Annotated in this window: 22 protein-coding genes; 19 read left to right on the top strand and 3 right to left on the bottom strand. The window is 57.8% G+C overall.

Annotated elements, in window-relative coordinates; genetic code table 11:
- The first annotated feature begins 163 nt into the window (after positions 1–163).
- On the top strand, positions 164–2,707 hold the full coding sequence (locus tag BMW84_RS14095; protein WP_254773003.1) for a discoidin domain-containing protein: 2,544 nt from the start codon (positions 164–166) through the stop codon (positions 2,705–2,707).
- Here the strand turns inward: BMW84_RS14095 and BMW84_RS14090 are convergent, their stop codons facing one another.
- The 3 genes from BMW84_RS14090 to BMW84_RS14080 form a co-directional block, all read right to left on the bottom strand.
- Positions 2,708–2,893 (bottom strand): hypothetical protein, encoded by a 186-nt coding sequence (locus BMW84_RS14090; RefSeq protein ID WP_091069473.1) that lies wholly within the window; start codon positions 2,891–2,893, stop codon positions 2,708–2,710.
- Positions 2,894–3,194: 301 nt separating this feature from the next.
- Entirely contained in the window at positions 3,195–3,563 is a 369-nt protein-coding gene (locus BMW84_RS14085; protein WP_091069472.1) for a helix-turn-helix domain-containing protein, read from the bottom strand.
- Between the two features lie 114 nt (positions 3,564–3,677).
- Positions 3,678–4,772, bottom strand: a complete 1,095-nt coding sequence (locus BMW84_RS14080) for a glycosyl hydrolase family 28-related protein (protein ID WP_175498816.1) — start codon at positions 4,770–4,772, stop codon at positions 3,678–3,680.
- 573 nt (positions 4,773–5,345) lie between these two features.
- On the opposite strand from BMW84_RS14080, the gene galU reads away from it, so the two are divergent.
- The 18 genes from galU (at position 5,346) to BMW84_RS13990 (ending at position 25,583) form a co-directional block, all read left to right on the top strand.
- Positions 5,346–6,236 carry a UTP--glucose-1-phosphate uridylyltransferase GalU gene (gene galU, locus BMW84_RS14075; RefSeq protein ID WP_091069468.1) on the top strand — a complete coding sequence of 297 codons (891 nt, stop codon included), beginning with the start codon at positions 5,346–5,348 and terminating at the stop codon, positions 6,234–6,236.
- Between the two features lie 14 nt (positions 6,237–6,250).
- Positions 6,251–6,946, top strand: a complete 696-nt coding sequence (locus BMW84_RS14070; RefSeq protein ID WP_091069467.1) for a sugar transferase — start codon at positions 6,251–6,253, stop codon at positions 6,944–6,946.
- A 28-nt stretch (positions 6,947–6,974) separates the two neighbouring features.
- Positions 6,975–7,913 (top strand): GDP-L-fucose synthase family protein, encoded by a 939-nt coding sequence (locus tag BMW84_RS14065; RefSeq protein WP_091069465.1) that lies wholly within the window; start codon positions 6,975–6,977, stop codon positions 7,911–7,913.
- A 20-nt stretch (positions 7,914–7,933) separates the two neighbouring features.
- Complete coding sequence (gmd, locus tag BMW84_RS14060; protein WP_091069464.1) at positions 7,934–8,929, top strand: GDP-mannose 4,6-dehydratase; 996 nt, start codon at positions 7,934–7,936, stop codon at positions 8,927–8,929.
- A gap of 100 nt (positions 8,930–9,029) precedes the next feature.
- Complete coding sequence (locus tag BMW84_RS14055; RefSeq protein ID WP_091069462.1) at positions 9,030–10,379, top strand: lipopolysaccharide biosynthesis protein; 1,350 nt, start codon at positions 9,030–9,032, stop codon at positions 10,377–10,379.
- Positions 10,351–11,529, top strand: coding sequence for a glycosyltransferase family 4 protein (locus BMW84_RS14050; RefSeq protein WP_091069461.1), 1,179 nt, complete (start codon positions 10,351–10,353; stop codon positions 11,527–11,529). Before BMW84_RS14055 ends, BMW84_RS14050 begins: the two co-directional genes overlap by 29 nt.
- A 12-nt stretch (positions 11,530–11,541) precedes the next feature.
- Positions 11,542–12,750, top strand: a complete 1,209-nt coding sequence (locus BMW84_RS14045) for a hypothetical protein (RefSeq protein WP_091069459.1) — start codon at positions 11,542–11,544, stop codon at positions 12,748–12,750.
- Positions 12,751–12,766: 16 nt separating this feature from the next.
- Positions 12,767–13,915, top strand: coding sequence for a glycosyltransferase (locus BMW84_RS14040; protein WP_091069457.1), 1,149 nt, complete (start codon positions 12,767–12,769; stop codon positions 13,913–13,915).
- A 3-nt stretch (positions 13,916–13,918) separates the two neighbouring features.
- Entirely contained in the window at positions 13,919–15,169 is a 1,251-nt protein-coding gene (locus tag BMW84_RS14035) for a glycosyltransferase family 4 protein (protein WP_091069456.1), read from the top strand.
- 16 nt (positions 15,170–15,185) lie between these two features.
- Complete coding sequence (locus BMW84_RS14030) at positions 15,186–16,559, top strand: sugar phosphate nucleotidyltransferase (protein WP_091069454.1); 1,374 nt, start codon at positions 15,186–15,188, stop codon at positions 16,557–16,559.
- A gap of 43 nt (positions 16,560–16,602) precedes the next feature.
- Positions 16,603–18,330, top strand: a complete 1,728-nt coding sequence (locus BMW84_RS14025; RefSeq protein WP_091069452.1) for a phosphohexomutase domain-containing protein — start codon at positions 16,603–16,605, stop codon at positions 18,328–18,330.
- A gap of 152 nt (positions 18,331–18,482) precedes the next feature.
- A complete protein-coding gene (locus BMW84_RS14020) occupies positions 18,483–19,232 on the top strand; it encodes a YveK family protein (protein WP_175498815.1) in 750 nt (249 codons plus the stop codon).
- Complete coding sequence (locus BMW84_RS14015; protein ID WP_175498814.1) at positions 19,213–19,881, top strand: CpsD/CapB family tyrosine-protein kinase; 669 nt, start codon at positions 19,213–19,215, stop codon at positions 19,879–19,881. Before BMW84_RS14020 ends, BMW84_RS14015 begins: the two co-directional genes overlap by 20 nt.
- Before the next feature lie 22 nt (positions 19,882–19,903).
- Entirely contained in the window at positions 19,904–21,340 is a 1,437-nt protein-coding gene (locus BMW84_RS14010) for an O-antigen ligase family protein (RefSeq protein ID WP_175498813.1), read from the top strand.
- Entirely contained in the window at positions 21,222–22,286 is a 1,065-nt protein-coding gene (locus tag BMW84_RS14005; RefSeq protein ID WP_091069445.1) for a glycosyltransferase family 4 protein, read from the top strand. The genes BMW84_RS14010 and BMW84_RS14005 overlap by 119 nt, the downstream gene beginning before the upstream one ends.
- A gap of 3 nt (positions 22,287–22,289) precedes the next feature.
- Positions 22,290–22,892, top strand: coding sequence for a WcaF family extracellular polysaccharide biosynthesis acetyltransferase (locus BMW84_RS14000; protein ID WP_091069444.1), 603 nt, complete (start codon positions 22,290–22,292; stop codon positions 22,890–22,892).
- Positions 22,883–24,208 (top strand): lipopolysaccharide biosynthesis protein, encoded by a 1,326-nt coding sequence (locus BMW84_RS13995; protein WP_091069442.1) that lies wholly within the window; start codon positions 22,883–22,885, stop codon positions 24,206–24,208. Before BMW84_RS14000 ends, BMW84_RS13995 begins: the two co-directional genes overlap by 10 nt.
- Before the next feature lie 46 nt (positions 24,209–24,254).
- Positions 24,255–25,583, top strand: a complete 1,329-nt coding sequence (locus BMW84_RS13990; protein ID WP_091069441.1) for a UDP-glucose dehydrogenase family protein — start codon at positions 24,255–24,257, stop codon at positions 25,581–25,583.
- Position 25,584 lies beyond the last annotated feature (1 nt).

The raw sequence follows: 25,584 nt of genomic DNA, 5'->3' as shown, positions 1-25,584 counted from the left end.
CTGAATCCCGTAAGAAAGCGAGGACAACAGAATGAGGACCAGGAAACCGAGCAACAACCCCGTAAAACTGCTGCTGAAATTCACACTACTCGCTATCTTGATTCTATTGTCCGTGTCTTTCTTCGGCGACGAGCGAGTGCAGAAGGAGACGGTGAAGGTGGACATGTCCGAACTCTCGGCACCCCCGGAGTCCGGCCCGAAGCTGCCGGACGGCACCGTTCTGTGGCAGCTTGGCCAGCATAACGGCTCTGCGGCGGAGTTTGCCGCGGCTGGCTCCCGCGACGCCGTTTCGGCTTTCAGCATCCCTGCAGCCACCGTCAAGGCGGCTGAGCTGAAGAGCCTGCCCTCCGGACTTCGCGGGGATACCGAGCCGGCGCTCAGCCTGACGTATAAACTGGATAAGATCCCGGCGAACGGGGTCTTATTTCGCGTCAGCATTCTCGATGCGTACAAGGCGATTCCGCAAATGGGCGTATTCTCCAACCGCCAGCTCTCGGGCATCATTCAGATTGCCGGCGTTTCCGGCACGGGCAGCGCGTATACCTATCGCAAGAGCTACGAGCTGTATATCCCGAAGGAGCAGCTCCAGGTCGGCAGCAATGAGCTGAAGCTGCGCTCGGTCCGCGGCCTGTATTCATCGGAAATGGAGGATCAATATGACTGGTGGACTTGGGATGATCTCAGCCTGGAGGCCTTGAGCGCCCCAATCAAGGAGCCGATTCACGGAAGCTATACGTTGACCGGTACAATGGTCAATAACAAACAGTTTTATTTCGACGAAGGCGCGACCTCGCATCTGCCTTATATCCTCAAGTGGCTCGGCATTGCCTACAGCGGCAACATTATGCGGACAAGCTGCGCGAGCGACGTCGGACTCTCCTGCTCCGATATGGAGAATTATTACAAAGTGTTGAAGGATTACAACATGCAGGCGGTCGCCCTGTATCTATACACCGGCGATATCAAACTGAAGGCGGATGGCACGCTGCCGGAGGATGCGCAGAAGAAGCTGACCGATTATTTTACGAAATACGGCCCGTATTTTCAATATTACGAGATCGACAACGAGCCTGGTCTGTTCAACCGCTCCAAGGCGGTGAATCTGGCCATTGCCGACTGGCTGAACGAGAAGGGGAAAACCATCGCCCCTCATCTGCAGACGGTGGCGCCGGGCTGGGCATATTGGCCGAGCTATAGCGAGGATTCCTGCGGCAACCAGAAGGGGAGCGTGAAGCAGTGCGGCGATCCGGACGGCTGGGAGCGCGACCCCGAGCAGCGCAAGGAGCTGGAGGATGTGACAGACCTGACCAACGGCCACTCCTACGGGGAATCTTATATTTTCGCGAACGGAGGCAGCTTCACGGAGAATTTGAAGACCTTCGGCGGAGCCGCGGACGGTTTGCCGAAAAAGATGCTGACCACCGAGTTCGGCACCTCGGACAGCCATGTCGACGCTTATCAATACGGCGCCGCCGAGCGAACCTCGGCCGTGTTCGACCGGATCATGCGGGGGCATATCGGCTATGCGGATCTGTTTGTCCAGCATGCGGCGTTCTTCAAAAATTTCAGCCTGTTCAAATACGGCTTTAACCTGGAAGACCATGATCCGGCGAAAACCGAGATTTATTACACCAAAAAAGGGGAGGACTCCCGGGTCAGCATCATGCGGCGGCTGAGCCTGGCTTATGCGACGCACGGCGCGCCGCTGACCTACCAGATCACGAATAGATCTCAACTGGCCGACAAGCTAGTATATGTCCGTGCGGTAGATACCTCCACGCTTCAACCGCTTGCCGGCAGCGGAGCGACCTCGAACAAGGTGCTGGTCAACTTCGTCAACTTCGAGAATACGCCACAGACGGTCACCGTCAAGGTGACGATGCCCGAGAAGACGGTTTACGAGGGCGAGCGATTCGGCGCCGGCGATACGTACGAACAGTCCCGCAGCTATATCTCGGGCGCGGCGGCTTCGCCGGTGCTGGAGTTCACGGAGAAGCTGGGGCCGGGCGAAGCCGTCCAGTACATTCTGCAGCCGTCGGACGAACTGCCGGATACGGCACCGCAGGGCTTTAAGGCGTCCGCCGTCAAGGGGATGTCCATCAAGCTGAACTGGCTTGAGGCTCCCGGGGCAAGTTATGAAGTGCTCCGGGCCGAGGGCACCGGCGGAGATTTGAAGCTGATCGCGTCGGGGATCCAGAACACGGAATACACGGACAAAAATCTGCGGGAGGGTACGCTGTACACGTACGCGGTGAGGGTGGCGGGTTCAGGGGTTATGTCGGATAAGATCCAAATCACGGCGACCGGGCTGGTGCCGCTGGACCGATCGAAATGGAAGGCTACGGCCAGCCTGCAAGGCGATGGCGCGGCAAACGCGATCGACGGCGACCGCCGCACGCGCTGGGACACAGGGAAGCACCAAACCTCCGGCGAAAGCTTCGAGCTGGATCTCGGACAGCGCCACAGCTTCGAAGCGATCGAACTGGAGAACACCCTGTCTTCCTATGATTATCCGCGCGGATACGAGGTCTACATATCGGATGACGCCCAGGACTGGCGGCTCCTGACCACCGGCAAAGGCAAGCTGAGCCTGACCCGGATCGAGTTTACTGCGGTCGAAGCGCGGTATATCCGGATCAGGCAGACGGGTGCCGGAGGCAACTACTGGTCCATCCATGAGCTGCAGGTCTACTCGCGGGAAAACTAGTCAAAGGGACGCGCGGGAAGGCTCTCTCCGGTTTCGGTCGAAGCAACGGCATACGTAAAGGAACTCGGATTCGGAGATTTGTCCCTCACGGTAAAGCGCCAGGAAGCTTTCTTTCAAATCAATCGTGCCGTCATGCTTCATTCCAAGCCGGTTAAGCAGGCTGCGAACCGAAAATTCCAATCTCATGAACTCAAAGCTCCTTTTTGGCAGATTGAATAGATTTTCCCGCTGCTGTATTGGTTTAAAGCAACTTTACTACGTCTTGCTGAAAAAGGGTGTCACTCCCTGTCGGTGAGAAAACGGGGATTTTAACTTCTTTAGACGTTTTTTATTTCATTTTAGCCGCAGGCATTGGGGGAAATGTTGAAATATATGCATTTTCCTCTGAAAACATGCATGTTGTCTTTTGCAAGCAGCGCAAAAAAATAAAGGCTGGGAACTGTCTTTGCAAGACAATTCTCAGCCTTTATCCGTTTCAATAAGCGTTCTATTCCGATTCGGGTTCCTCGGCGCCGGAAGACATGCGGTTGCGGACAACACGCTCCAGCAGCATGCGTACGAGCTCCAGATCCTGTTCCTCAAGCAAAACACCGTCCCAATGAAGCTGATGCTGGTTCAATATTTCCCTGGCGTTGCTGGTCATCTCCACCGGATCCGGATTGTCGGTGAGACCAATCAGGTAGTCCGAAGTGGTATGAAGCTTGCGAGCAATCAGCTGCGTGTTCTCAAGGGTAGGCTGACGATAGCCGGATTCGTATCCCGCGTACGTACTCTTGGCGACGCCTACCGCTTCCGCAACCTCCTGCATGGAGAGCTTTCGGGTTTTTCTGAGCTGCTTCAGCCGTTTCGCAAACATCTGCATGCCTCCATTTGACTGTTCAAACGTTAAAAAAATATGCGAATTGAATCAATATTTAGCAGTATTATAACACAACCTGTGATGAACGAACATCTTTTGTCAGTTCTAAAGTTACGGAACAAAGATACAATTAAGGGTGGTGACCTGTTTGTTCACCGTTTTGGCCTGGAAGACGGAATTGTACGCGGTGATGGTTCCGCCGACCGGCAGATCGGTATTATAGATGGCCAGCTTGCTGTACCCGGTGTCCGCGGCGAGGAATTTACTGTTGTAGACGGCAACCTTGGCATTCGACAATACGGCGATGTCCGCGCGCGGACTGCCCGTATAATTGGCGGAGCCGCTGTTTTTGAAGACGGAATTGATGATAGTAACCTCCGCGTAGTCCTCGACATGCACCGCCTGCCCGCGGGTATAGATGAAACTGGAATTTTTGATTGTTATATTTTTGGCTTTCATGGCAACCCCGACGCCGAAGCCGGCCCAGGAGCTGGGACTTGTATTCGTATCGAATACGCAGTTGTCGATGACCCAGTCGGTGCTGGCCGCATTGATTTCGATGGCGTCGCTCTTGATGTTGACAAACCGGCTGTTTAAAATTTTGACGTCATGGCTGGGGTTCACATTCGACAGTATCCCGTAACCCGAATTCTCGAACAAGCTGTTGATCACGGTAAGCCGGTTCACCGTCACCGCATTTTGAATTCCCTGGATGCTGGATTCGAATCGGACATCGATCACGTTGATATCGTCGCCGCCTGGCGTCAAGCCGATCGGCGCGCGGATGCCGATGCCTTGAATGCTCTGGTTGCCGAGCAGGCGCAGCGCGGCTTCTTCCTTATTGTCGGTGCGTAGAAGCACGGAGTCGGTCCGGCCCGCACCCAGCAGCGAAATGTTCGCCGGAACATGAATCGCATTGATTAGATAAGTGCCCTTGGGAAAATACACCGTACCTCCCCCCGCATCGTATGCAGCCTTGACCGCCTTCGCAATGCTCGCCGTATCGTTCGTTTTACCGTTGCCGGCCGCTCCGTAACTCATCACATTAAACGTTGGGACAGCAAAGGCCGTCGACAAGGCGGTCTCAGCCAGCGTTGCCGTGTCCGCCTCGCTCCAAGCGGTCTGCGGCGACATGTTCCAGCGGAGTCCCAGACCCAGCACAAAGGCCATCGCAAAGCATAGCGCTAAAGTCAGTGTTCTGCGCATCTCCATCACTCTCTTTCCCGAAAAATGTTTGACGGTTCGCCGTCCGCATATTTTTTCCTGAAAAACTGCAATTGTTGTTTACAAAGTTATTCTAAATGAATATAATTACTTTGACAAATACTCCTAACGAATAATTATTCTAAAACCATCTGGAATGTCATATGCTGTGAGGAATGAAAACACCCGTGAAAAGGCTATTTTTTTTATCAAATGGTTCGCGTTATGAATAACTTTGTGGAAAAATAGTTGTGCCAATATGCGAATGGAATGAATAGAGGGGGCCAGTCCTCTTGCAATCGGTGGACGTCCACCTCAGTACACTATATGCACGGGATGAACAAGCGGTTCGGCATCAAGCGGGGCAAGCGTCCCGCCGGGACCGGAAAAATATTTGCTGAATCCAAGCTGCAAAGGTAATGTCTCCCGCACCTTTATCACCGGAGGCACTCGGTCATGCTGTGGGCCAATGCGGCCTTAGACGTTTATCGTCAGGGGTGTGATGTGAGGGGGGGTTCGATGCCCCGTTAGATGTCAATGCGTTCATTTTGAATAATGAGACGGGAGTGATCCGGGATGAACAAAGTTAGAAAAGCAATAATTCCGGCGGCAGGGCTCGGAACTCGGTTTCTTCCCGCAACCAAGGCCATGCCGAAGGAGATGCTTCCGATTGTCGACAAGCCGACGATCCAGTACATCGTAGAAGAGGCGATCGCCGCAGGAATCGAGGATATCATCATCGTGACCGGCAAAGGCAAACGCGCCATCGAGGATCATTTCGATATTGCCTTCGAGCTGGAGCATACCCTGCAGGAAAAAGGAAAGCTGGATTTGCTGGATGAGGTACGGCGCTCGTCCCATGTAACGCTGCATTACATCCGCCAGAAGGAAGCGAAGGGACTGGGCCACGCCGTCTGGTGCGCGCGCAGCTTTGTCGGCGACGAGCCGTTTGCCGTGCTGCTGGGCGACGATATTGTCGAGAGCGAGGTCCCATGCACCAGACAGTTGATCGAGCAATACGAAGCGCACGGCAAATCGGTTATCGGCGTCCAGGCGGTTCCCGACGAACATACGACAAGGTATGGGATCGTTGACCCTTTGTGCGCGAGAGGCCGGCTGTACGAGGTTGACCGCTTTGTGGAAAAACCTGCGAAAGGCCAGGCGCCTTCAAATCTGGCCATTATGGGCCGTTACGTGCTGACGCCGGAAATCTTCGAATTTCTCGAGCAGCAGGAGATCGGCGCCGGCGGCGAAATCCAGCTGACCGATGCTATCCAGAAGCTGAACACCGAGCAGGGCGTGTATGCTTATGATTTTCACGGCACGCGTTATGATGTCGGCGAGAAGCTCGGTTTTATTCTGACGACCCTCGATTTCGCCCTGAAACGGCCGGAACTGCATTCGGAACTGTTAACCGCGCTGCAGGAGATCGTTGAGCGAGAACTTTCCGGCTCCTATATCCAGTGAGAGGTGAATGAACAATGATACCTTCCAGACAAAGCGAAGAGGACGCCGCTCTTTATCCGCGCCGCTATTATGCGGCCGTCCGGCGGACGGGAGACAAACCGGTCACGCTCTATCTGATTGCCAAACGGATCTTTGACATCGCGGCATCCGCAGTCGCCCTGATTGTGCTGTCTCCCCTTTTCCTGATCCTGGCGTTGGCGATCAAGCTGGAGGACCCGCGGGGCTCCGTATTTTTCGGCCAGACCAGAGTCGGCCTGGAAGGCAAACACTTCCGAATGTTCAAATTCCGTTCCATGATCTCGAATGCCGAAGCGCTGCTTCCCAGCCTGCTGGCGCAAAACGAGGTCAGCGGCCCGATGTTCAAAATGCGCAACGATCCACGGGTGACGCGGGTGGGACGGTTTATCCGCAGAACGAGCATCGACGAGCTGCCGCAGCTGCTCAACGTGCTTAAGGGCGAGATGTCGCTTGTCGGACCACGGCCCTCCTTGCCGCACGAGGTGGAGCGTTATTCGGAATATGACCGCCTGCGCCTCACCGTTACGCCGGGCTGTACGGGACTATGGCAGGTGAGCGGACGCAGCGGACTGGACTTCGCGCAGATGGTGGAGCTGGATTTAATGTATATCGAGCAGCGGTCGCTGCTGCTGGACCTCAAGATTATGTTCATGACGGCCTGGCAGCTGGTAAGGTCGAACAACGCTTATTAATAATAATCAATGATCCGGGGTGAAGCGTATGGAACGTCATTCGAGAATTTATGTTGCGGGGCATCGCGGGCTGGTCGGTTCAGCCATTGTCCGCGCGCTGGAGAAAGAAGGGTACCACAATCTTGTGCTTCGTTCCCGGAAGGAACTGGATTTGCGGGACAGCCGGCAGGTAGACCATTTTTTTCTGGATCAGGAGATTGATTATGTATTCCTCGCCGCCGCTAAGGTAGGCGGCATCGCAGCCAACAACGATCAGCCTGCGGATTTCATCCGCGACAATCTGCTGATCCAGACGAACATTATCGACGCGGCTTACCGCGCACGGGTGGAGAAGCTGCTGTTCCTCGGCTCCACCTGCATCTATCCGAAGCTGGCCCCGCAGCCGCTTAAAGAGGAGTATCTGCTCACCGGCGCGCTGGAGCCGACGAATGCGCCCTATGCGGTCGCCAAGATTGCGGGGATTACGATGTGCCAGTCGTACAACCGCCAATACGGCACTAAATACATCTCGGTGATGCCGACGAACATCTACGGCCCGAATGACAATTTCGACCTGTATTCCTCGCATGTGCTGCCAGCGCTGCTGCGGAAATTCCATGAAGCCAAAGAGCAGGGCAGCCCGTTCGTCGAAGTGTGGGGCACCGGCAATCCGCGGCGGGAATTCCTGCATGCCGACGATTTGGCCGACGCTTGTCTCTTCCTCATGCGTCATTACGAAGGCGATGAAATCGTGAACATCGGCGTCGGCGAGGACATCGCCATTAAAGACCTGGCGCTCCTGATCCGGAAGGTAACCGGATATGAAGGGGAGATCCGGTTCAACGACGCCGTCCCAGACGGCACGCCGCGCAAGCTGGTGGATGTGACGAAGCTGACCGGCCTCGGCTGGCGGGCAGGCATCGGGCTGGAAGACGGCTTGCGCCAGGTATATGCCGATTTCAAACAGACCTTTACGGTGAAAAACTAAGGATGCGGGGGAGAACATTAATGAAAAGAGCGCTGATTACCGGAATTACCGGGCAAGACGGATCTTATCTGGCGGAATATCTGCTGTCCATCGGCTATGAGGTGTATGGGCTGCGCCGCAGAACAAGCACGCCCAATTATGAAAATGTGTATGCGATTAAAGATCTCATTCATTGGATTTCAGGAGATTTGACCGACCTCGCTTCGCTGATCGAGGCGGTGCGGATTGCCGATCCCGACGAAGTCTACAATCTCGGCGCGCAGTCCTTTGTAGCTGCCTCGTGGCCGCAGCCGCTTCTGACGAGCCAGATTACGGCGGTTTCCGTCACGAATATGCTGGAAGCGGTCAAGATCGTGAAGCCGACCGCCAAGTTCTATCAAGCCTCCAGCAGCGAAATGTTCGGCAAGGTCGTGGAGACTCCGCAAAAGGAAAGCACGCCGTTCTACCCGCGCAGCCCTTACGGCGTCGCCAAGGTGTACGGTCACTGGATTACGGTCAACTACCGGGAGAGCTTTGGCATGTTCGCCTGCTCCGGCATTCTCTTCAACCATGAATCGCCAAGACGCGGCCTTGAATTCGTCACCCGCAAAGTGACGGACGCCGTAGCCCGCATCAAACACGGCCTGCAAAACGAGCTGCGCATGGGCAATCTCGATTCCCTGCGGGATTGGGGCTTCGCCGGCGATTACGTCAAAGCGATGTGGCTGATGCTGCAGCAGGATGCGCCGGACGATTACGTGATCGCCACCGGCGAAATGCATACGGTCCGCGAACTGCTGGAGGTCGCGTTCTCCTATGCAGGGCTCGACTACGAGAACTATGTCGTCATTGACCCCGAGTTCGTGCGTCCGGCCGAGGTGGACCTCCTGCTCGGCGACCCGTCCAAAGCCAAGGAGAAGCTCGGCTGGAAGCTGGATGTCGGATTCAGGGACTTGATCCGCATGATGGTGGATGAGGATATGAAGCGCGTGGCGGCTGAAATCCGCTACCACGATGCCTTGATCGCGGTCAATTAAACGAAAAAGAAACGGTTGGGACTTGAGGGGCGGCGCTGCCGTCCCTTTTGCATAGCCAAAACCTCGCTTTGCGGGGAGGTAAAGAAAGGTTTGATGCCGTTTGAACGAGTTGCTGCTCAAAGCGGCCACACTTCGGCGCAGCCGCGATTTTAACAATGTGGTCTACAGCCTGCTGTCGTATTGTATTACGCCGGTCATCTTATTCATTTCGACGCCGCTGCTGCTGCACCACATGGGAGATGAGCAGTACGGAATGTGGATTCTGGTACAGTCGGTGCTGAACGTGCTGGCCGTATCCAATTTCGGTCTGGGCAATGCGCTGATCAAGCTTGGCTCCGAATGCCGGGACGACGAAGAAAGCTTCGGCTTGCTCTTCCGGGTGACGCTGCTCCTGGCGATTCTGCTGTCCGCGGCCATCAGCCTGCTGCTGCTGGGCTTCGGGACCGTGATTTTTCCGCTGCTGATGCAGACGGACGGTCTGGAGAAGGTGTTATCCGCCTCCTATTATATGGGCGGCATCATCGGCGTCCGCATCATCAACGGCATTTTTTCAGGCGCCTATATGGCCAAGCAGCGGTACGATCTGAACAGCAAGGTGAACATCGTCTACAATCTGATCACATCGGTGGCTTTTACCATTCTTGCGGTCGTATACGGCAGTTTGACGCTGCTGATCCAGTGCCTGTTCTACTCCACCGTCCTGCTGACGATCTGCAATATGTTCGTGACGCAACGGACGCTTCCCGGCTTGAAGTTCCGGCCCGCCTTCAACCGCGGCGCTTTCAAGCGGCTCTTTCATTACGGCATTTACTCCTGGGGGCAGATGCTGATCAGCACGCTTAACGCCCAGGTGGATAAGCTCATTATCGGCGGCCTGCTCGGGCCCAAGGTACTGGGGTACTACACGGTTTGCATGCAGGTGGTTGTCAAAATCCACGAAATTCCCGCCGCGGCCGGAGGATATTTGCTGCCTAAGTTCAGTTCGTTATCTCAAGGGGCTGACCGCCAGGAAATCGGAAGGACATATCGCCGTTCGCTATATATTGCCATGTCCTTCGTCCTCTTCGCCGGGATCGTCGCCTGTTTGCTGGCAAAGCCGATTCTGTCCCTATGGATCAGCCCGGCCTTTGCCGAGAGCCATTACAAGCTGTTCCAATTGCTCACAGTGTCGGTCTCCCTGGGTGCATTCGGCGTAGTTCCCTATTATTGTTTAAACGGCACAGGGTACGTCAAGTTGAATACGATATTGTCGCTGGTCACCACGCTGGTGACCGTGGCGCTGTTTATGGTGCTAATTCCCGAATTCGGTGTTTACGGCATCGGTTGGGGCAAGTTTGTCGGCATTCCGCTCGTCTTGTTTTCTCTGTATTTCGTCGAGAAGCGGGTACTGGGCGGGGCCGGTCCAAGGAGTGGGCGAGCGCATGAATACCAGACGGAACGCGGCCAATGAGCCGCCCGAACCGCAACATCTTTTTTTTGATCTGAAAAATACCGGCCATCATTTCCAGTATAATACGGCGGTCATGCGCAGTTTCCGGAAATCGCCCGAAGGCGGCGATGTCGTCTATTATTCCACGCTTCGCGAAGAGGAGCGTCTGGCCGAGCTGCGCGAGGCGGGCATCGGCTTCCAGCGCCCGGCCGAGAAGCGTTATTACCGCTGGCTGCCGTCCATTCTCGTGCGCGCCCTGCTGCTGCGCCAGGCGGTAGCGGCGGCCCGCCGGCGGCAAATTCCGCTCCATCTGCTGTACCTGGATACGCTGATCATTCCGCTGTTCCTCCTGCTTCCGCTGCTGCGCGGCGTCAGGCTGACGGCCACGCTGCACTGGTTCCCGCTACGGGCGAGCAAACGGCGGCTGCTCGGTTTATTTCTCCGGCGGGGTTTGATCGGCAAGCTAATCGTGCATGGCGACTATTTGCGGTGGCAGGTGCTGAATCATGCCGGCGTGGGAGAAGAACGGGTGCGCTCGATCGTGTATCCGAGCCTGCATCCGGAATATGGTTTAATGTCCGCGACTGCGCATGACCAAATTCAGCAAACAACGGATATTCGTGATGCTGCCAAGCCCCCGCAGCTGTTATGCTTCGGCGGCCTGCGGTATGACAAAGGCATTGACCTGCTGCTGGAGGCGGCCGGCCGGCTGGAGGATCAGCCGTTTGAAATCGTCATCGCCGGCCGCGAAATGGACTTCACCCATGCCGATCTGGAACGGCGGATTGCGGCGCTCGGCCTGGAGCGCAAAACCCGGCTGGCACTCGGCTTTATTCCGGACGAGGACGTGCCCGGCTATTTTGAAGCAGCCGATATCGTAGTGCTGCCGTACCGGAGAATGTTCTCCGGCCAGAGCGGACCGCTGACGGAGGCCGCAGCCCGCGGCATCGTCATTGTCGGCCCGAGCCATGGCGAGGTCGGGTATTCCATAGAGCGTTACGGGCTCGGCGTAAGCTTTGAAGCGGAAGATATCGCCGACTTAAGCGATAAACTCGGTTATGCGCTGCGCAATCTCGGGGAGCTGCGGCAACGGTCGCAAGCCTCGGAGTATAAAGCGCTGATTGACCCCGGCATCTTCGCGCGGCGATATGCCGAGGAACTGGCCGGGTAGGAGGAGAAGGAGATGTCGTTTGCGCTAAAAATCGGCTTGCTGCTGTTGACGGCTTTTTTCGTAAAGCCTACAGCGTTCGGGGAGGATTACTCCATTCTGGGACTGGGGCTGGCGCTGCTGGCACTGCTGTTTCATCTGCTGGACTGCCGGATTCATCCGGAGAAAAAGCTCGGCGTGCAGGGCGGCCCGCGCCTCGTGCTCGTGCTGGTGCTCCTGCTGTTCGGCTATCTGCTCGGCCATGCCATGCTGATGAATTCCGTATCGCTGATGGTCGTGCTCAAATCGGCGGCGCTCAACGGCGTTGTCGCCTTGGCGGCGGCGTTTATCCTGAGCGAGAAGCGGGCGAGCTACGTATTTTTCCGCAGCCTGGTCATCGTCTTCCTCGGGTTTGTCATTTCTTATTATTTGACGCTTACGCTGGCTGTGGCGTGGCGCCCCATGGAGCAGCTGGAGCTGTTCCGGATCAAGATCGGCACCTATCCCTCCTCGGGGACGACGTACTTTCCGTTTACGGTCATGTACGGCGTGTATACGGTTGACGGCATCCGTTTTCCGCGCCTGCTCGGGCTGTTCCGGGAGTCGGGCATCCTGCAGATGTTCCTGCTGTGGTCGCTGTTCAACCTGAAGTCGCTGCGGCTCGATAAACGCTGGATCAAGCTGACGCTGCTGCTCGGCATTGCCGCCTCTTTTTCCACCGCCGGGCTGGCGATCCTGTTCGTCAATCTCGTGCTGCACTGCCTGCTGCACAGACGGATTCTCAGCGCCGTGTTCCTGCTGCTCTTTACGTATGGGGTCGTCATGTATGCGCCGTTTATCGGCATTCACGAGAAAAACGAAACGCACGGAGCGTCCATCTCCGACCGGACGACGGCCACGGAGGCGGGCATTGAGGCGCTGGAGGACAATCCGATGGGTGCCGGGATGTACAACATCAAGGCCCCGAACGCGGGCATCAACCTGGTGGCAGCTTCGTCGATGATCGGGGTGGCGGGCGTCGTGCTGACGCTTGCGGTCTACTTCGCGCCCATGCTTGCGGCGGAGCGCCGGAAAAGGTATCTGCTTGCGGTCATTCCCATTGTCCTCACCTCGCTGATCTCCCAGCCGATTCTGGATGCGCCGTTGCTGTATCTGCTGCTGATGGCGCCGTACCGGGACCCGGAGGAGGAGAAGCGGGAGGAAGCGGCTTTTGCGGTACAACCGGCTTATATATCCGTTAGATAAGAGAAGGTAGGGTTATATGATAAAAACACTATTGATTGCCTATCAGATCGCCCCGTACCGGATTCCCGTCTATAACACCATCGACGCCTCCGAGGAGATCGACCTCACCGTCTGGTTCCTGGAGGAGAAGGAAGGCAACCGGGAATGGAACATCGATTATGAGGAAATGCGTTTCCGGTACACCTGCCTGCGCGGGTTCCACTGGTTTATCCGCCGGATGGATTTCGGGCTGCACATTAACCCGGGGATCTTCTTCAAGCTGGTGCGTGCGAATCCCGACGTCATCATCACGACGAGCTATGACGCCATTGCCTTCTGGGAAAGCCTGATCTACGCCAAGCTGTTCCGCAAAAAATTCGTCGTCTGGTGGGGCAGCACGCTGGAGAGCAGCCGGGTCCGAAACCGGCTGATGCATGCGGTACGCGGGCTGTTTTTCCGCTCGGCGGATGCTTTCGTTACCTACGGCTCGGATTCGGCCCGCTGCCTGACGCATTACGGCATTCCTGAAGAGAAGATGGCCGTCGGCTTCAACACCGTGGACGTCCGGTATTATTACCGCAAAAGCGCGGGCCTGCCGAAGCCGAAAAATGACGGGCAGCTGAACCTGCTGTTCATCGGCCAGCTGATCAAACGCAAGGGACTGGAAGAAACGCTGCTGTCCCTGGCCCGGCTGAACCGGCCCTCCGGCTGGAGGCTGTCCATCGTCGGCACCGGACCGGATGAGCGGAAGCTGCGCGAGCTGGTCCATGAGCACGGGATGGACGACAAGGTCTTTTTCGAAGGCTACAAGCAAAAGGAAGAGCTGACCGCCTATCTGACCGCGGCCGATTGCCTGCTCGTTCCGTCGCTGATCGAAGTATGGGGGCTGGTCGTGAATGAAGCGCTCGTGTCAGGGACCTTCGTGCTGGCTTCCAAATATGCCGGCGTGACCAGCGACCTGATCGTCGACAAGGAGAACGGCATTATCGCCGATCCGCTCGATCCGGACAGCATGGATGCGGCGCTGGGATGGCTGTTTGACAATGTTGCCTATTTGAAATCAAACCGCAAGATCAAGCTGAGCCAGTGGAAAAAGCTGCATCCGCGGACCTACGCCAATTCGGTGGTCCGGGCGATCCGGCTGGCCACCCGGGCCGGCCGTGAACCCATTTCGAGCGAGGTGTAACCGATGAAGCCGAAAATTGTGTTTGTCATCAATTATTTTTATCCGGACTACGCATCGACCGGGCAATTGCTGACCGAGCTGTGCCTGCATTTGCAGAAGGATTTCGAGATCACCGTCATCGCCGCGCAGCCTGGAGGGTATTCGGGAGAAGCGGCGGGCGAAAAGGGGCCGCGGTTCGCCAAGGACCGCCTGGAGGACATCGAGATCGTCCGCATCCGGCTGCCTGCGGTGAATAAGCTGAACAAACGGAGTAGGCTGCGGTATATCGCAACCTACTTTTTTTATGCCGTCGCCGCCGTGCTGAAGCAGCGGGACGTGGACTTCATCTATACGATCTCCCAGCCGCCGATTCTCGGCGGGCTGATCGGCACGATCGGCAAGCTGCTGAAGCGGTCGAAACATATCTACAACATTCAGGACTTCAATCCCGAGCAGGCGCTGGCCGTCGGTTTTGTCCGGAACCCGCGTCTGCTGAAGATCGCCCGCTGGGTCGATACGCTGAACTGCAAGCTGGCCGACCACATCATTACCGTCGGCCAGGATATGCAGGAGACGCTGCTCAAGCGGTTCGCAGGCAGGCAGGTGACCGATAACACCGTCATCAACAACTGGACGAACGAGGAAGAGATTATTCCGCTGGGCAAAGAGCATCCGCGGGTGCGGGAGTTCCTCTCGAAGCATGGGCTGGAGGATAAGTTCATCGTGATGTACTCCGGCAATCTGGGGCTCTATTACGACCTGGAGAACCTCATCCGGCAGACCGCCGTGTTCCGCGACCGGAAAGATCTGGCGTTCGTGTTTATCGGCGAGGGGGCGGTCAAGGCCAAGATGCAGCGCTTCGTGGCCGAGGAAGAGCTGACCGGGGTGCATTTCCTGCCTTATCAGCCGAAAGAGGAGCTTGTTTACTCCCTGAATGCCGCCGACGTGCATCTGGTGGTGAACCAGAAGGGCATCAAAGGCGTTTCCGTGCCGAGCAAAATTTACGGCGTGATGGCCGCGGGCAAACCGGTGCTCGGCGTGCTGGAGAGCGGCAGCGAAGCGCACCGGCTGATCCGCGAGAGCGGCTGCGGCCTGCTGGTTGAGCCGCATGCCTACGCAGAGGTGGCCCGCAGCATCCAGGCGTTTTACGAGCAGGACCGCGAAGCGCTGGCGGAATGCGGCTTGCGGGGCCGCCTGTATCTGGAGCAGCATCTGCGCCGGGAGCTGTCGCTGAACCGGTACCGCGAACTGCTGCTGTCGCTCCAAATTTCATGAAAGGGCGGGATGATTAATGAAGCTGGTCCTGTTATCCGGCGGCTCCGGCAAACGGTTATGGCCGCTGTCCAACGATTCACGCTCCAAGCAATTTCTGAAGGTGCTCGAGAACGAGGAGCGGGAGCTGGTCTCCATGGTCCAGCGGGTGTGGGGGCAGATCCGCCGAAGCGGACTGGATACCTCCGCTTACATTGCTACGGGCAAAGCCCAGATTGAAATGATGCAGAGCCAGCTCGGGCCGGAGGTACCTCTCATTGTCGAGCCTGAACGCCGGGACACCTTTCCGGCGATTGCACTGGCCGCAGCTTATTTGTATTCCCGCGCCGGTGCGGGGCTGGACGAAGTGGTGGCCATTTTGCCGGTGGACCCGTACGTGGAGACACGCTTCTTCGATACGGTCCGGCAGCTGGAGGACGTCGTCGCGGCTTCCGGAGCCGAACTGGCCCTGATCGGGGTACAGCCGACTTATCCTTCTTCGAAATACGGTTACATTGTCCCCGAAGAAGGCGGTGCGGAAGACGCGGATTACCGGCGGGTCAGCCATTTTCGCGAAAAGCCGCTGGAAGACGAAGCCGGGGAGCTGATCGCCCGCGGCGCGCTTTGGAATTGCGGCGTCTTTGCCTTCCGGCTCGGGTTTCTGATCGGGCTGCTGGAAGCGGAGGGCTGGCCGACCGATTATGCCGGGCTTTCGGCGCAGTATCATCGATTGCCCAAGATCAGCTTCGACTATCAGGTGGTCGAGCGGGCTACCCATATCGCGGCCGTGCCTTATGACGGCTGCTGGAAGGATCTCGGCACCTGGAATACGCTGACGGAAGAAATGAAGAACCGGCAGATCGGCAAAGGCACGATCAGCGGCGATTGCCGGAATACGCATCTAATCAATGAGATCGACATTCCCGTATCCATCGTCGGCCTCTCGGACATTGTGGTCGCGGTCAGTCCGGACGGCATTCTCGTCACCGACAAAAGCCAAAGCCCGCGGATTAAGGATTATATCAATTATGACCAAGGCCCGATGTATGAAGAGCGGCAGTGGGGCTGGGTGCGGATTCTGGACGATAAAACGTACGACAACGGACGCTGCGCGGTCACGAAGCGGGTCGGCATCGAAGCCGGAAAAAGCCTCAGCTACCGGATGCATACCAGCCGCGAGGAAGTATGGACCATTATCAAAGGCGAAGCCGAATTCGTGCAGAACGGCAATTTTATGGTTATCGGGCCGGGCAACGTGCTGCATATCCCGATGAAGACGCTGCATACGGCACGGGCCTCCGAGGACCTGGAGATGATCGTCGTGCAGAGCGGTTATCACAACGAGCCGAACCGGATGCTGGAGCTGTACCAGACCTGGGACGAGATGGCGGAGCACTGCCGGAAGACCTCTTAAAGCATCGGCGACTGCGCACATTTACAGCAAAGGAGGGAATGCCTTGCAGGCTATCGCAGAACAATTGGAAGAAATCTTGCAGAAACGGTACCACCGCTGGAAAAATGCCGAGCTCCCCGCTTACCTGAGCAAAGAGTTGAACGAGCTCAAAGCCTCCGACATTATCGACCGCTTCTATCAGGATTTGCCGCTGGAGGAGGGCGGAGTCCGCGGGGCAACCGGGGTCGGCACGAACCGGATGAACATCTACACGATCCGCCGCGTCTGCCGGGGGCTGGCCGAAGAGATCCGCAGCCGCGGCTTTGCCGCCCAGCAGCGGGGCATCGCCATCGGCTACGATTCCCACCCGTTCTCCAGGGGCCTCGCCGAACAAGCCGCGCTCGTGCTCGCCAATAACGAGGTGAAATGCTATTTGTTCAGCCGTCCTTCGCCCGGGGGAGAACTGGCCTTTGCGGTGCGTTATCTGCATGCCGCAGGGGGACTGCATATGACCGGCGGGGAAGATTTCAGCGGCTGCATCCTGTATGACGAGCAGGGCTGGCCTGCCCCGCGGGAGACGTCCAGCCGGCTGTCCCGATACATGGCGCAATGGGAGGATGGGTTAAGCATCCAAACGATGGATGCGGAAGCGGCAACCGGCAAAGGCCGGCTGGTGTTTGCCGGCGGGGAGATCGAACAGGCGTATCTCAAGGAAATGGAGCGCGTCGCGATGTCCAGCGAATCGAACCAGATCATCGGCTCTTCCGTGCGGATTTTGCAGCTTCAGGAGGACCGCGAGGAATTCCATCCGCTGCGCAGCGCCTTGCGGCGTTCCGGTTTTACCGCGGTGCACTCCCTGCCGGAAGGCAGCCAGGCCGGCGGAATTCCGGCGGGCCATTTCGCGGAGCAATTCGATTGGCGAAGCGCATATGCGGCCGCCGGAACCTTTAATGCCGATCTGATCGTGGCCTTCGATCCGCAGCTGTCCCGGATGGCTTTGTCCATCAAGGCGGACGGGGGACGCTATATGCGGCTGTCTCCCGGGGAGACGGCCGCCCTGGCACTGAATTATGTGCTGCGGCAAAAGAAGCTGCGGGGCGAGTCCCCAGCTGGCGGTGCGCTGCTGAAATCGCTGTTCAGCGGCGAACTGGCCGCGGCCGTCGCCCGCAAAGCCGGCCTGCGGATTATCCATGCGGGCAGCGGCGGCGGGAAAGCGGCGGCCGGCGAACTGGTGCATGCCGACGCCGCGGGGGGCTTGATCGGATACGATGAAGACGGCGGCTTCACGTTGGGTGCGCCTTCCGCGGCCAGCGACGCGATCCCTTACGCGCTGCTGGCTGCCGAAATGTCCGCGTACTACAAATCGGTGGGCCGAACGCTGCATGCCGAGCTGCTCAGCCTGTATGAGGAGTACGGCTGGTACGCCGAGGACCGGGTGGAGCTGAACTTCCGCGGTCTGGAGGGCCGGCAGCGGGTCAGCCTGCTGATGGGCCGGCTCGCGAAGGATTTCCTGCGGGTGCTGGGCGGAATCAAAGTGGAGCGGCTGTTTGATTTCCGCGCCGGTGAGCTCATCCATCTTGCCAAGGGCAAACATCTGCCGCTGGAGCAGGGGCGGGCCGATGCGCTCAAATTCGTGCTGGAGGACGGTTCGTGGTACGGCCTCCGCGCCGGAAGCGCATGGCCTGGCCTGCAGCTGTTCTTCGGCACGTATGCCGCAGACCGGCAGGAGAGCCGGAGAAAGCTGGCCGCCCTCCGGTCCGACGTGCTGTTCATGCTTGAAAATATGCTGTAAATTTGTGAGTTGTTACCATTTTCAGGTTTACAATATTATTCAAAACGAATATAATTATCTCGACAAATACTCCTAACGAGAATTTTTGTTTGCGTAATGAACCGTTGTCAAACCATGTAGAAACTCTAAAATGTTCGAATGGAGGCTTTCAGGTGGAGCTGAAACAGTATTGGACCGTAATCCGCAAACGTTTGTGGCTGCTTGCGCTGCTCGTGGTTGCAATTACTGCGGCGACGGGCGTGTACACCTTCCTGCTGACCGACAAGGAGTATACAGCAGAGACGAAGCTGATTGTGACCCCGAAGCAGGATCTGGAGACGCTTGGCGGCAAACTGGACCTGACCACGATCAACTCCAATATCCGTCTGATCACGACGTATAAGGAGATTATCCTGTCGCCGCGGATCATGAATCTGGTATCCGAGCGTTATCCGCAGCTGGGCCTGACCTCCGATGAACTGCTGAAGAAGGTGAGCGTCTCGGCGGTGGACGAATCGCAGGTGATGTCCTTGTCAACGACGGATGCCGCCTACACGCAGGCAGCGGCGATCGTCAATGCCGTGGCCGCCGTATTCCAGACCGAGGTTCCCAAGGTCATGAAGATCGACAACATCAGCGTGCTGAGCGAAGCCGATCCGCAGGATCAGCCTGCGCCGAGTTCTCCCCAGCCGCTGCTGAACATGATTATCGGCTTTGTGCTCTCCGTCATGCTGGGCATCGGCCTGATGTTCCTGCTGGATTATCTGGACGATACGCTGAAGACGGAGAAGGATATCCGCGAAGTGCTCGGCCTCGCCACCTATTCTGTGGTTCCGGCCATTCCGGCACGCGGCGCGGAGACGGCGAAGAAGGCCAAAACCAATGGAGCGAGGGGGAACAAGAATGTCACGCTCGAAGCCTAAAAACGATGTGATATCCGAAAGCCGTCCCGATTCGGCGGCGGCTGAAGCATTCCGCAAGCTGCGAACGAACATCGATTACTCGCATCAGGGGGAAGGCCTCAAGACGATTGTCATTACGTCGGCGATTGCCGGCGAAGGCAAAAGCACAGCCGCCGCCAATCTGGCTGCCGTGTATGCCCAAAGCCACCGCAAGGTGCTGCTGATCGATGCCGACCTGCGGAGGCCTGTACAGCATGAGCTGTTCCATATCGAAGCCGGCCCGGGACTCGGCGAGCTGCTGGGGGGCCGGGCGACGCTGCATGATGTGCTTATCCCGGTCGGGGACAGTGGTTTAACCCTGCTCCGCGCGGGAGGCAGTACGGTCAACGTCTCGGCGTTATTCACGTCGCCGCAGCTTCCGGCTGCGCTGAGCGAGCTGAGGGACCGCTTTGACTACATTCTCGTCGACACCCCGGCGCTGCTGGACTCCAGCGATGCGCAGATTATCGCCGCCGAATGCGACGGCGTGCTGCTCGTAGTGAAGCCGGGCAAGGTCAAAACCGCCGCCGCGCTGAAAGCGAAGGAAAGCCTGGCGCTCGTCAAAGCCCGGGTTCTGGGGGCGGTCCTGAATCATGCCAAAGGGAAAAAGGCCGGACGTTATAGTTACTAGCCCAGGGTACAGGAGAATGGCTATGAATGCTCTGATGTATCTCGCTTTCGCGCTCCTCCCGCTGGACAATTTCCCGTTCATGTTCGGCGGAGCGTACAAGCCGGTTTCCCTGATATTGATTGTGCTCTATTTTGCGCTGCATCTTCCCGCGCTGCTGCGGCTGCGGTTTCAGCGCAAAGAAGTGTGGGCCTTCGTGATTCTGGTCTCGGCGGCCCTGATCTCCGCGCTGCTCGGCAAGGAGCATGGCTATGCCTCCGCGGGACTTTCGGACGCGGTGTTCTCGCTGGCGGCCGGAATCGTGATTTACTTAAGCTTCAAAATCTTTATGGACATGAACCAGGAGAAGCCGGATGCCGTTCTGGTCCTGTTCCGCTGGATGCTGCGGGGCTACTGGCTGGCGGTAGGGATCGGTCTGCTCCAGTTGGTGTACATCTACGCCGTGCCAAGCGGCGCGTTGCGGAGCTTGATCGGTTTCTTCGTGCACCGGGACGCCTACGTCACCACCGGGCGGCTGCATTTTACCTTTTCCGAGCCGTCTTATATTGGGCTGCATACCAACCTGCTGCTGTTCCCGGCCTATCTTGTTCTGAGCAAATATGGCCGCCTCGCCAAAGCGGATAAAATTCTGGTGGTTCTGTTCGTCTTGCTCTCGCTGCTCTCCTTGTCCATCCGCTATTACATCGACCTCCTATTTTTCCTGCTCGCATACCTGGTGGTCACCAGCACGGCGAAGACCTTTCCGCTGCTGATGCTGAAGCTGGCGCTGATCGGCGCCGTCTTCCTCGTCGGGCTGAACACCATTTTTGTCCGCAATGTTTTTCATTTAAACTCCGACCACTACTATCGTATTCTGCACATCTACGAAGACCCTGCCTCACTCGCGAACGATAACTCTTTCAGCATCCGCAGCACCTACTCGCAGCTCGGCTTGGCCTCCTTCCTGGACCGCCCGCTGCTCGGGTATGGACTCGGTAATTTTCACTACGGCTACCTGGATAATCAGGATCTGATCCCTGCCAAAACGCTGGAGGAGAATGAAGAGCTACGCCAGGCCAAAACGACGCTCGTTCTCCCGCAGTACAACATGTATACCCGCTTTTTATCCGAGTTCGGCCTGCCGGGCATTCTGCTGTTCCTGACGCTGCTGGCGCTGATCGTCCAGGGGCACCGGGGCAACTTTCCGCGCCTGATCGTCATTCTGCTGCTCTACGCGCTGCTGCAATTCGATTCATTTGCCTTCATACAGGTGCTCTTCTGGGTAGCCTTTCTGCAACATCCATTCGTCTCGCGGCTAGGAATCGGCAAAGGGGAGGACCCGGCTGCGATTGGAGGTAATCGTGATGAAAAAAATCTGCGTCATCGGCCAGTTTCCGCCCCCCGTCCATGGGCTGTCCAAAGCGCTGGAGACGCTGATCCGCTCCCGGGTGTTCAACGAAAAATACGAATTGACCTCCGTTGACATTAAGGACAACAAAAAGGTCGCCGCTCATCTCGGCAGCCTGAACCGGCTGGAGAGCGACATCTATTACTTCACGATCTCGCAATCCAAATGGGGCAACCTGCGGGATATGCTGATTCTGCTGAACCTGTACCGGAAGCGGAAAAAGGTCGTGATCCATTATCACGGCGGCTATTACAGGGAGCTGTACAGGCGGTTCGGCCGGCTGCAGCGGGCGCTGAACCGGCGGCTGCTGGCCAAGGTGGACATTATGATCGTGCTGAGTAAAAGCCTGGAATCGCTTTTTGCCGGAATCGTTGATTCCGCGAAAATACGAATATGCGAAAATTGCATTGAAGACAGCCAGCTCATCGGCGAGGAGGCGTTTACGGAGAAGCTCGGCCGGTTGACAGACGAAGAACGTCCGCTGGAAGTGCTGTATTTGAGCAATTTTATCAGGAGCAAAGGCTACTTTGACCTGCTTGAAGCGGCAAAGCGGCTGAAGGGCCGCGAGATCCGCTTTCATTTTGCCGGCAATTTCTTCCGGCCGGAGGATGAAGCGGAATTCCATGCTTTTGTAAAAACAGAGGGGCTAGAGCCGTTTGTCCGTTACCACGGCGTAGTCACCGGCGAGCGCAAAAAAAGCCTGCTGGAGCGCAGCGATATTTTTGCGCTGCCCACCTATTACCCGAACGAAGGCCAGCCGATCTCCATCATTGAGGCGATGGGCAACGGCCTTGCGGTCATTTCCACGGCGCATGCGGGCATCCCCGACATCGTCTCGGGCGACAACGGTTATCTGGTCGGGGCCCAGGCGCCGGACGAAATCGCCTCGGTGCTGGAGGGGATATTGCAGGACCGCCGTCCGCTTCCGGCGATGGCCCGGGCGAACCGGAGCAAAATTCTGCGCAATTTCAAAGAAGCGGACTATTTGAAACGGCTTGAACAAATTATGGATGAGGTCTGAATCATGAAGATAAATTTAGCGAAATACGATCAGTCCTGGTACGTTCGGGGCAGAAGCAACGCCATCGTCATGCTGTGGTGGTTCATTCAGGGAACGGTGTTCCGGTTCTCGCTGCACCATATGTACGGCTTCCGCAGCACCATCCTCCGCCTGTTCGGCGCCCGGGTCGGCAAAGGCGTGCGCATACGGCCTTCAGCCAAATTCACCTATCCGTGGAAAGTCACCATCGGCGACTATTCATGGATCGGCGATCACGCCGAGCTGTACAGCCTGGACCGCATTACCGTCGGGAGCCATTGCGTGATCTCCCAGAATGCCTATCTGTGCACCGGCAGCCACAAGCTGAGCGACCCGCATTTCGGCCTGATTACGAAGCCGATCGAGCTGAAGGACGGGGCATGGGTCGCCAGCCATGTCTTCGTCTACCCCGGCGTGACGATCCATGAGCTGGGCGTAGCCGGAGCGAGAAGCACGGTGATCAAGGACATCCCCGCCAACGAGGTCCATGTGGGCTTTCCGGCCGCGTATTTCAAGGAACGATTCTCTCCGGCCGAGCCGGCGCAGGTGCCCGTCCGCCTGGCAAAGGAGAATATGCGATGGGGATGAGGCCGAAGGTGCCGGGCAAAAATTTCTCCTGGCTGTTTTCCGGGAATTTATTCTATTCCGTCTCCCAGTGGGGGATGGTCGTGCTGCTCGCCAAGCTCGGCAGCCCGGCCATGGTCGGCCAGTATGTGCTGGCCTTATCGGTTGCGGCGCCGGTCATACTGTTCGCGAACTTTCAGCTTCGTGATTTTCAGGCGACCGACGCCCGGGGGCAATACGCCTTCCGCGATTATTTGACCCTGCGGCTGTGGTCCGTCGCCGCCGCCTGCGTTGCCATCGCTGCGGTGACGGCGTTCATCCCGCTCTCGGGAGAGGGGGCGCTCGTGCTGCTGCTGGTCGGCGCAGCCAAAGCGGCCGAAGCGGTGTCGGATATTTATTTCGGCCTGTTCCAGCGCCGGGAACGGATGGAGTTTATCGGCAAATCGCTGATGCTGAAGGGGGCGACCTCGGTGCTCGCGCTCGGTGCCGGCGTGTACGCCACCGGAAGCGTGGCCTTCGGTGCGCTGCTGCTGGCGGTCGTCTGGCTGCTGATTCTGCTGCTGTACGACCGCCGGAACGGAGCGGCGCTGCTGGAGAAAGCGCCGCAGGCTCCTGACCGGCCGTTGTCCGCAGCCGGCAGCGGCGAAGGCGGGCGCGCCATGCTGACGCGCCTGTTCCTGCTCGTCCTGCCGCTCGGCATCGCGGCGACGCTGGATTCGCTGAACGCCAGTATACCCCGCTATGTGCTGCAACATATCGGGGGCGAGGAGGCGCTCGGGTATTTCTCGGCCATCGCTTACATCATGATGGCCGGAGGAACGTTCGTCAACGCGATGACGCAGGCCGCGGGGCCGCGGCTGTCACGTTTTTATCTCGGGGATTTGAAGCAATTCAAGCGTACCCTTGGACAGATGCTGTCCTTATGTCTTCTGCTGGGCGCGGTCGGGATATTCGCCGCCTATTTTCTCGGAGACTTTCTGCTTACGCTGCTGTACAACGCCGACTATGCCCGTTACCGGGATGTCTTTCTGATCATTATGCTGGCGAGCGCCATTTGGTACGGAGCGGGCTGCCTGACCGCGGCCTTGACCGTCTCCCGGTACATCAAGCACCAGATTCCGGTTTACCTGCTGGCCTGCGCTGCTATTCTGATCAGCTCCATGCTGCTCATCCCGGATTATGGCGCCGCCGGAGCGGCCTGGAGCGTCTGCATCGGGATGGCCGTCCGGTTTGCATCCAGCTTCCTGCTGGTGCTGCGCGCTTTGTCCCGGCAGGCTGCGGCGCTGGCAGACAGGGAGAAAGGGACAGTCAAGCTGGGGATCGAACCGGCGAAGGGATGAAAGCAAGCTTTTGGCGCAACCGAACCTATTCAGGAGGGCGAAAAGTATGAAGATAACGGTTATTGGCACAGGATATGTCGGGCTGGTCTCCGGCGTATGTTATGCAGAGCTTGGACACCAGGTGGCTTGCGTCGACAAGGATGAAGCCAAGATCGCGCTGCTGCGGCAAGGGGGCATTCCGATCTATGAGCCGGGACTCCGCGAGCTGTCTCTGGCGAACATGGAAGCCGGGCGCCTGGAATTCACGACCGATCTGCCGGAAGCCGTCTCGCAGGCGGAGCTGGTAATCATCGCTGTCGGAACGCCGTCGCTGCCGAGCGGCGAAGCCGATTTACGGTACGTAGACGCCGCAGTACGCGAGATCGGAGCGGCGATGAACGGCTACAAGGTCGTTTGCGTCAAAAGCACTGTACCGGTCGGCACGAACGACCGCGTGGCCGGGCTGCTGCGCGAGCTGTACGACGGTCCTTTCGACATCGCTTCGCTGCCGGAGTTTTTGCGGGAGGGGACGGCGATCCGCGATACCCTGTCGCCCGACCGGATCATCATCGGGACGGAAAGCTCCCGCGCCGCCGAACTGCTGACCGAGCTGCACCGGCCGTTGCCGGGAAGCATCCTCGTTACGGATATCCGCAGCGCGGAGATGATCAAATACGCATCCAATGCCTTTCTCGCCACCAAAATCTCCTTTATCAACGAAATCGCCAACATCTGCGAAAAAGTGAAAGCAGACGTCACCGAGGTCGCCAAAGGCATGGGCCTCGACTCGCGCATCGGCCCGTCTTTTCTCGGCGCCGGCATCGGATACGGCGGCTCCTGCTTCCCTAAAGACACGACGGCACTGATTCAGATCGCCGGCAATGTGCACTACGATTTCAAGCTGCTGAAATCGGTCGTAGAGGTGAACAAGGAGCAGCGGTTCAGCGTCATCCGCAAGCTGCAGGAGGCGCTTGGCAGCCTGGAGGGCCGCACTGTCGCGCTGTGGGGGCTAGCCTTCAAGCCGGAGACGGATGATGTCCGCGAAGCGCCTGCGCTGGAGATCGTCGACCGGCTGCTGCAGCTCGGCGCGACGCCGAAGGTGTACGATCCGGTGGCGATGGACAATTTCCGCCGGCTGCGCAATGCCCCCGGCATCCGCTGGTGCAGCTCGCCGCTCGAAGCGGCGGAGGGCAGCGATGCGCTATGTCTGCTGACCGAATGGAAGGCGTTCAAGGAGATGAATCTGGCCGGCGTGAAGGCGGCCATGCGCGGCACGGTATTGATCGACGGACGGAACGCCTTTACGCCGGAACAGCTGAAGGATATTGGGTTCAGCTATTACCCGGTCGGCCGGCCGGCGCTCCAGGACTTTCCGGGCTTTGCCGAAATGGTGTAGA

It is taken from the genome of Paenibacillus sp. NFR01 (genome assembly GCF_900111565.1).
Taxonomy (GTDB): Bacteria; Bacillota; Bacilli; order Paenibacillales; family Paenibacillaceae; genus Paenibacillus_AQ.
Note: the sequence above shows the minus strand (reverse complement) of the source record. Positions and strands in the feature narration are given on the sequence as shown.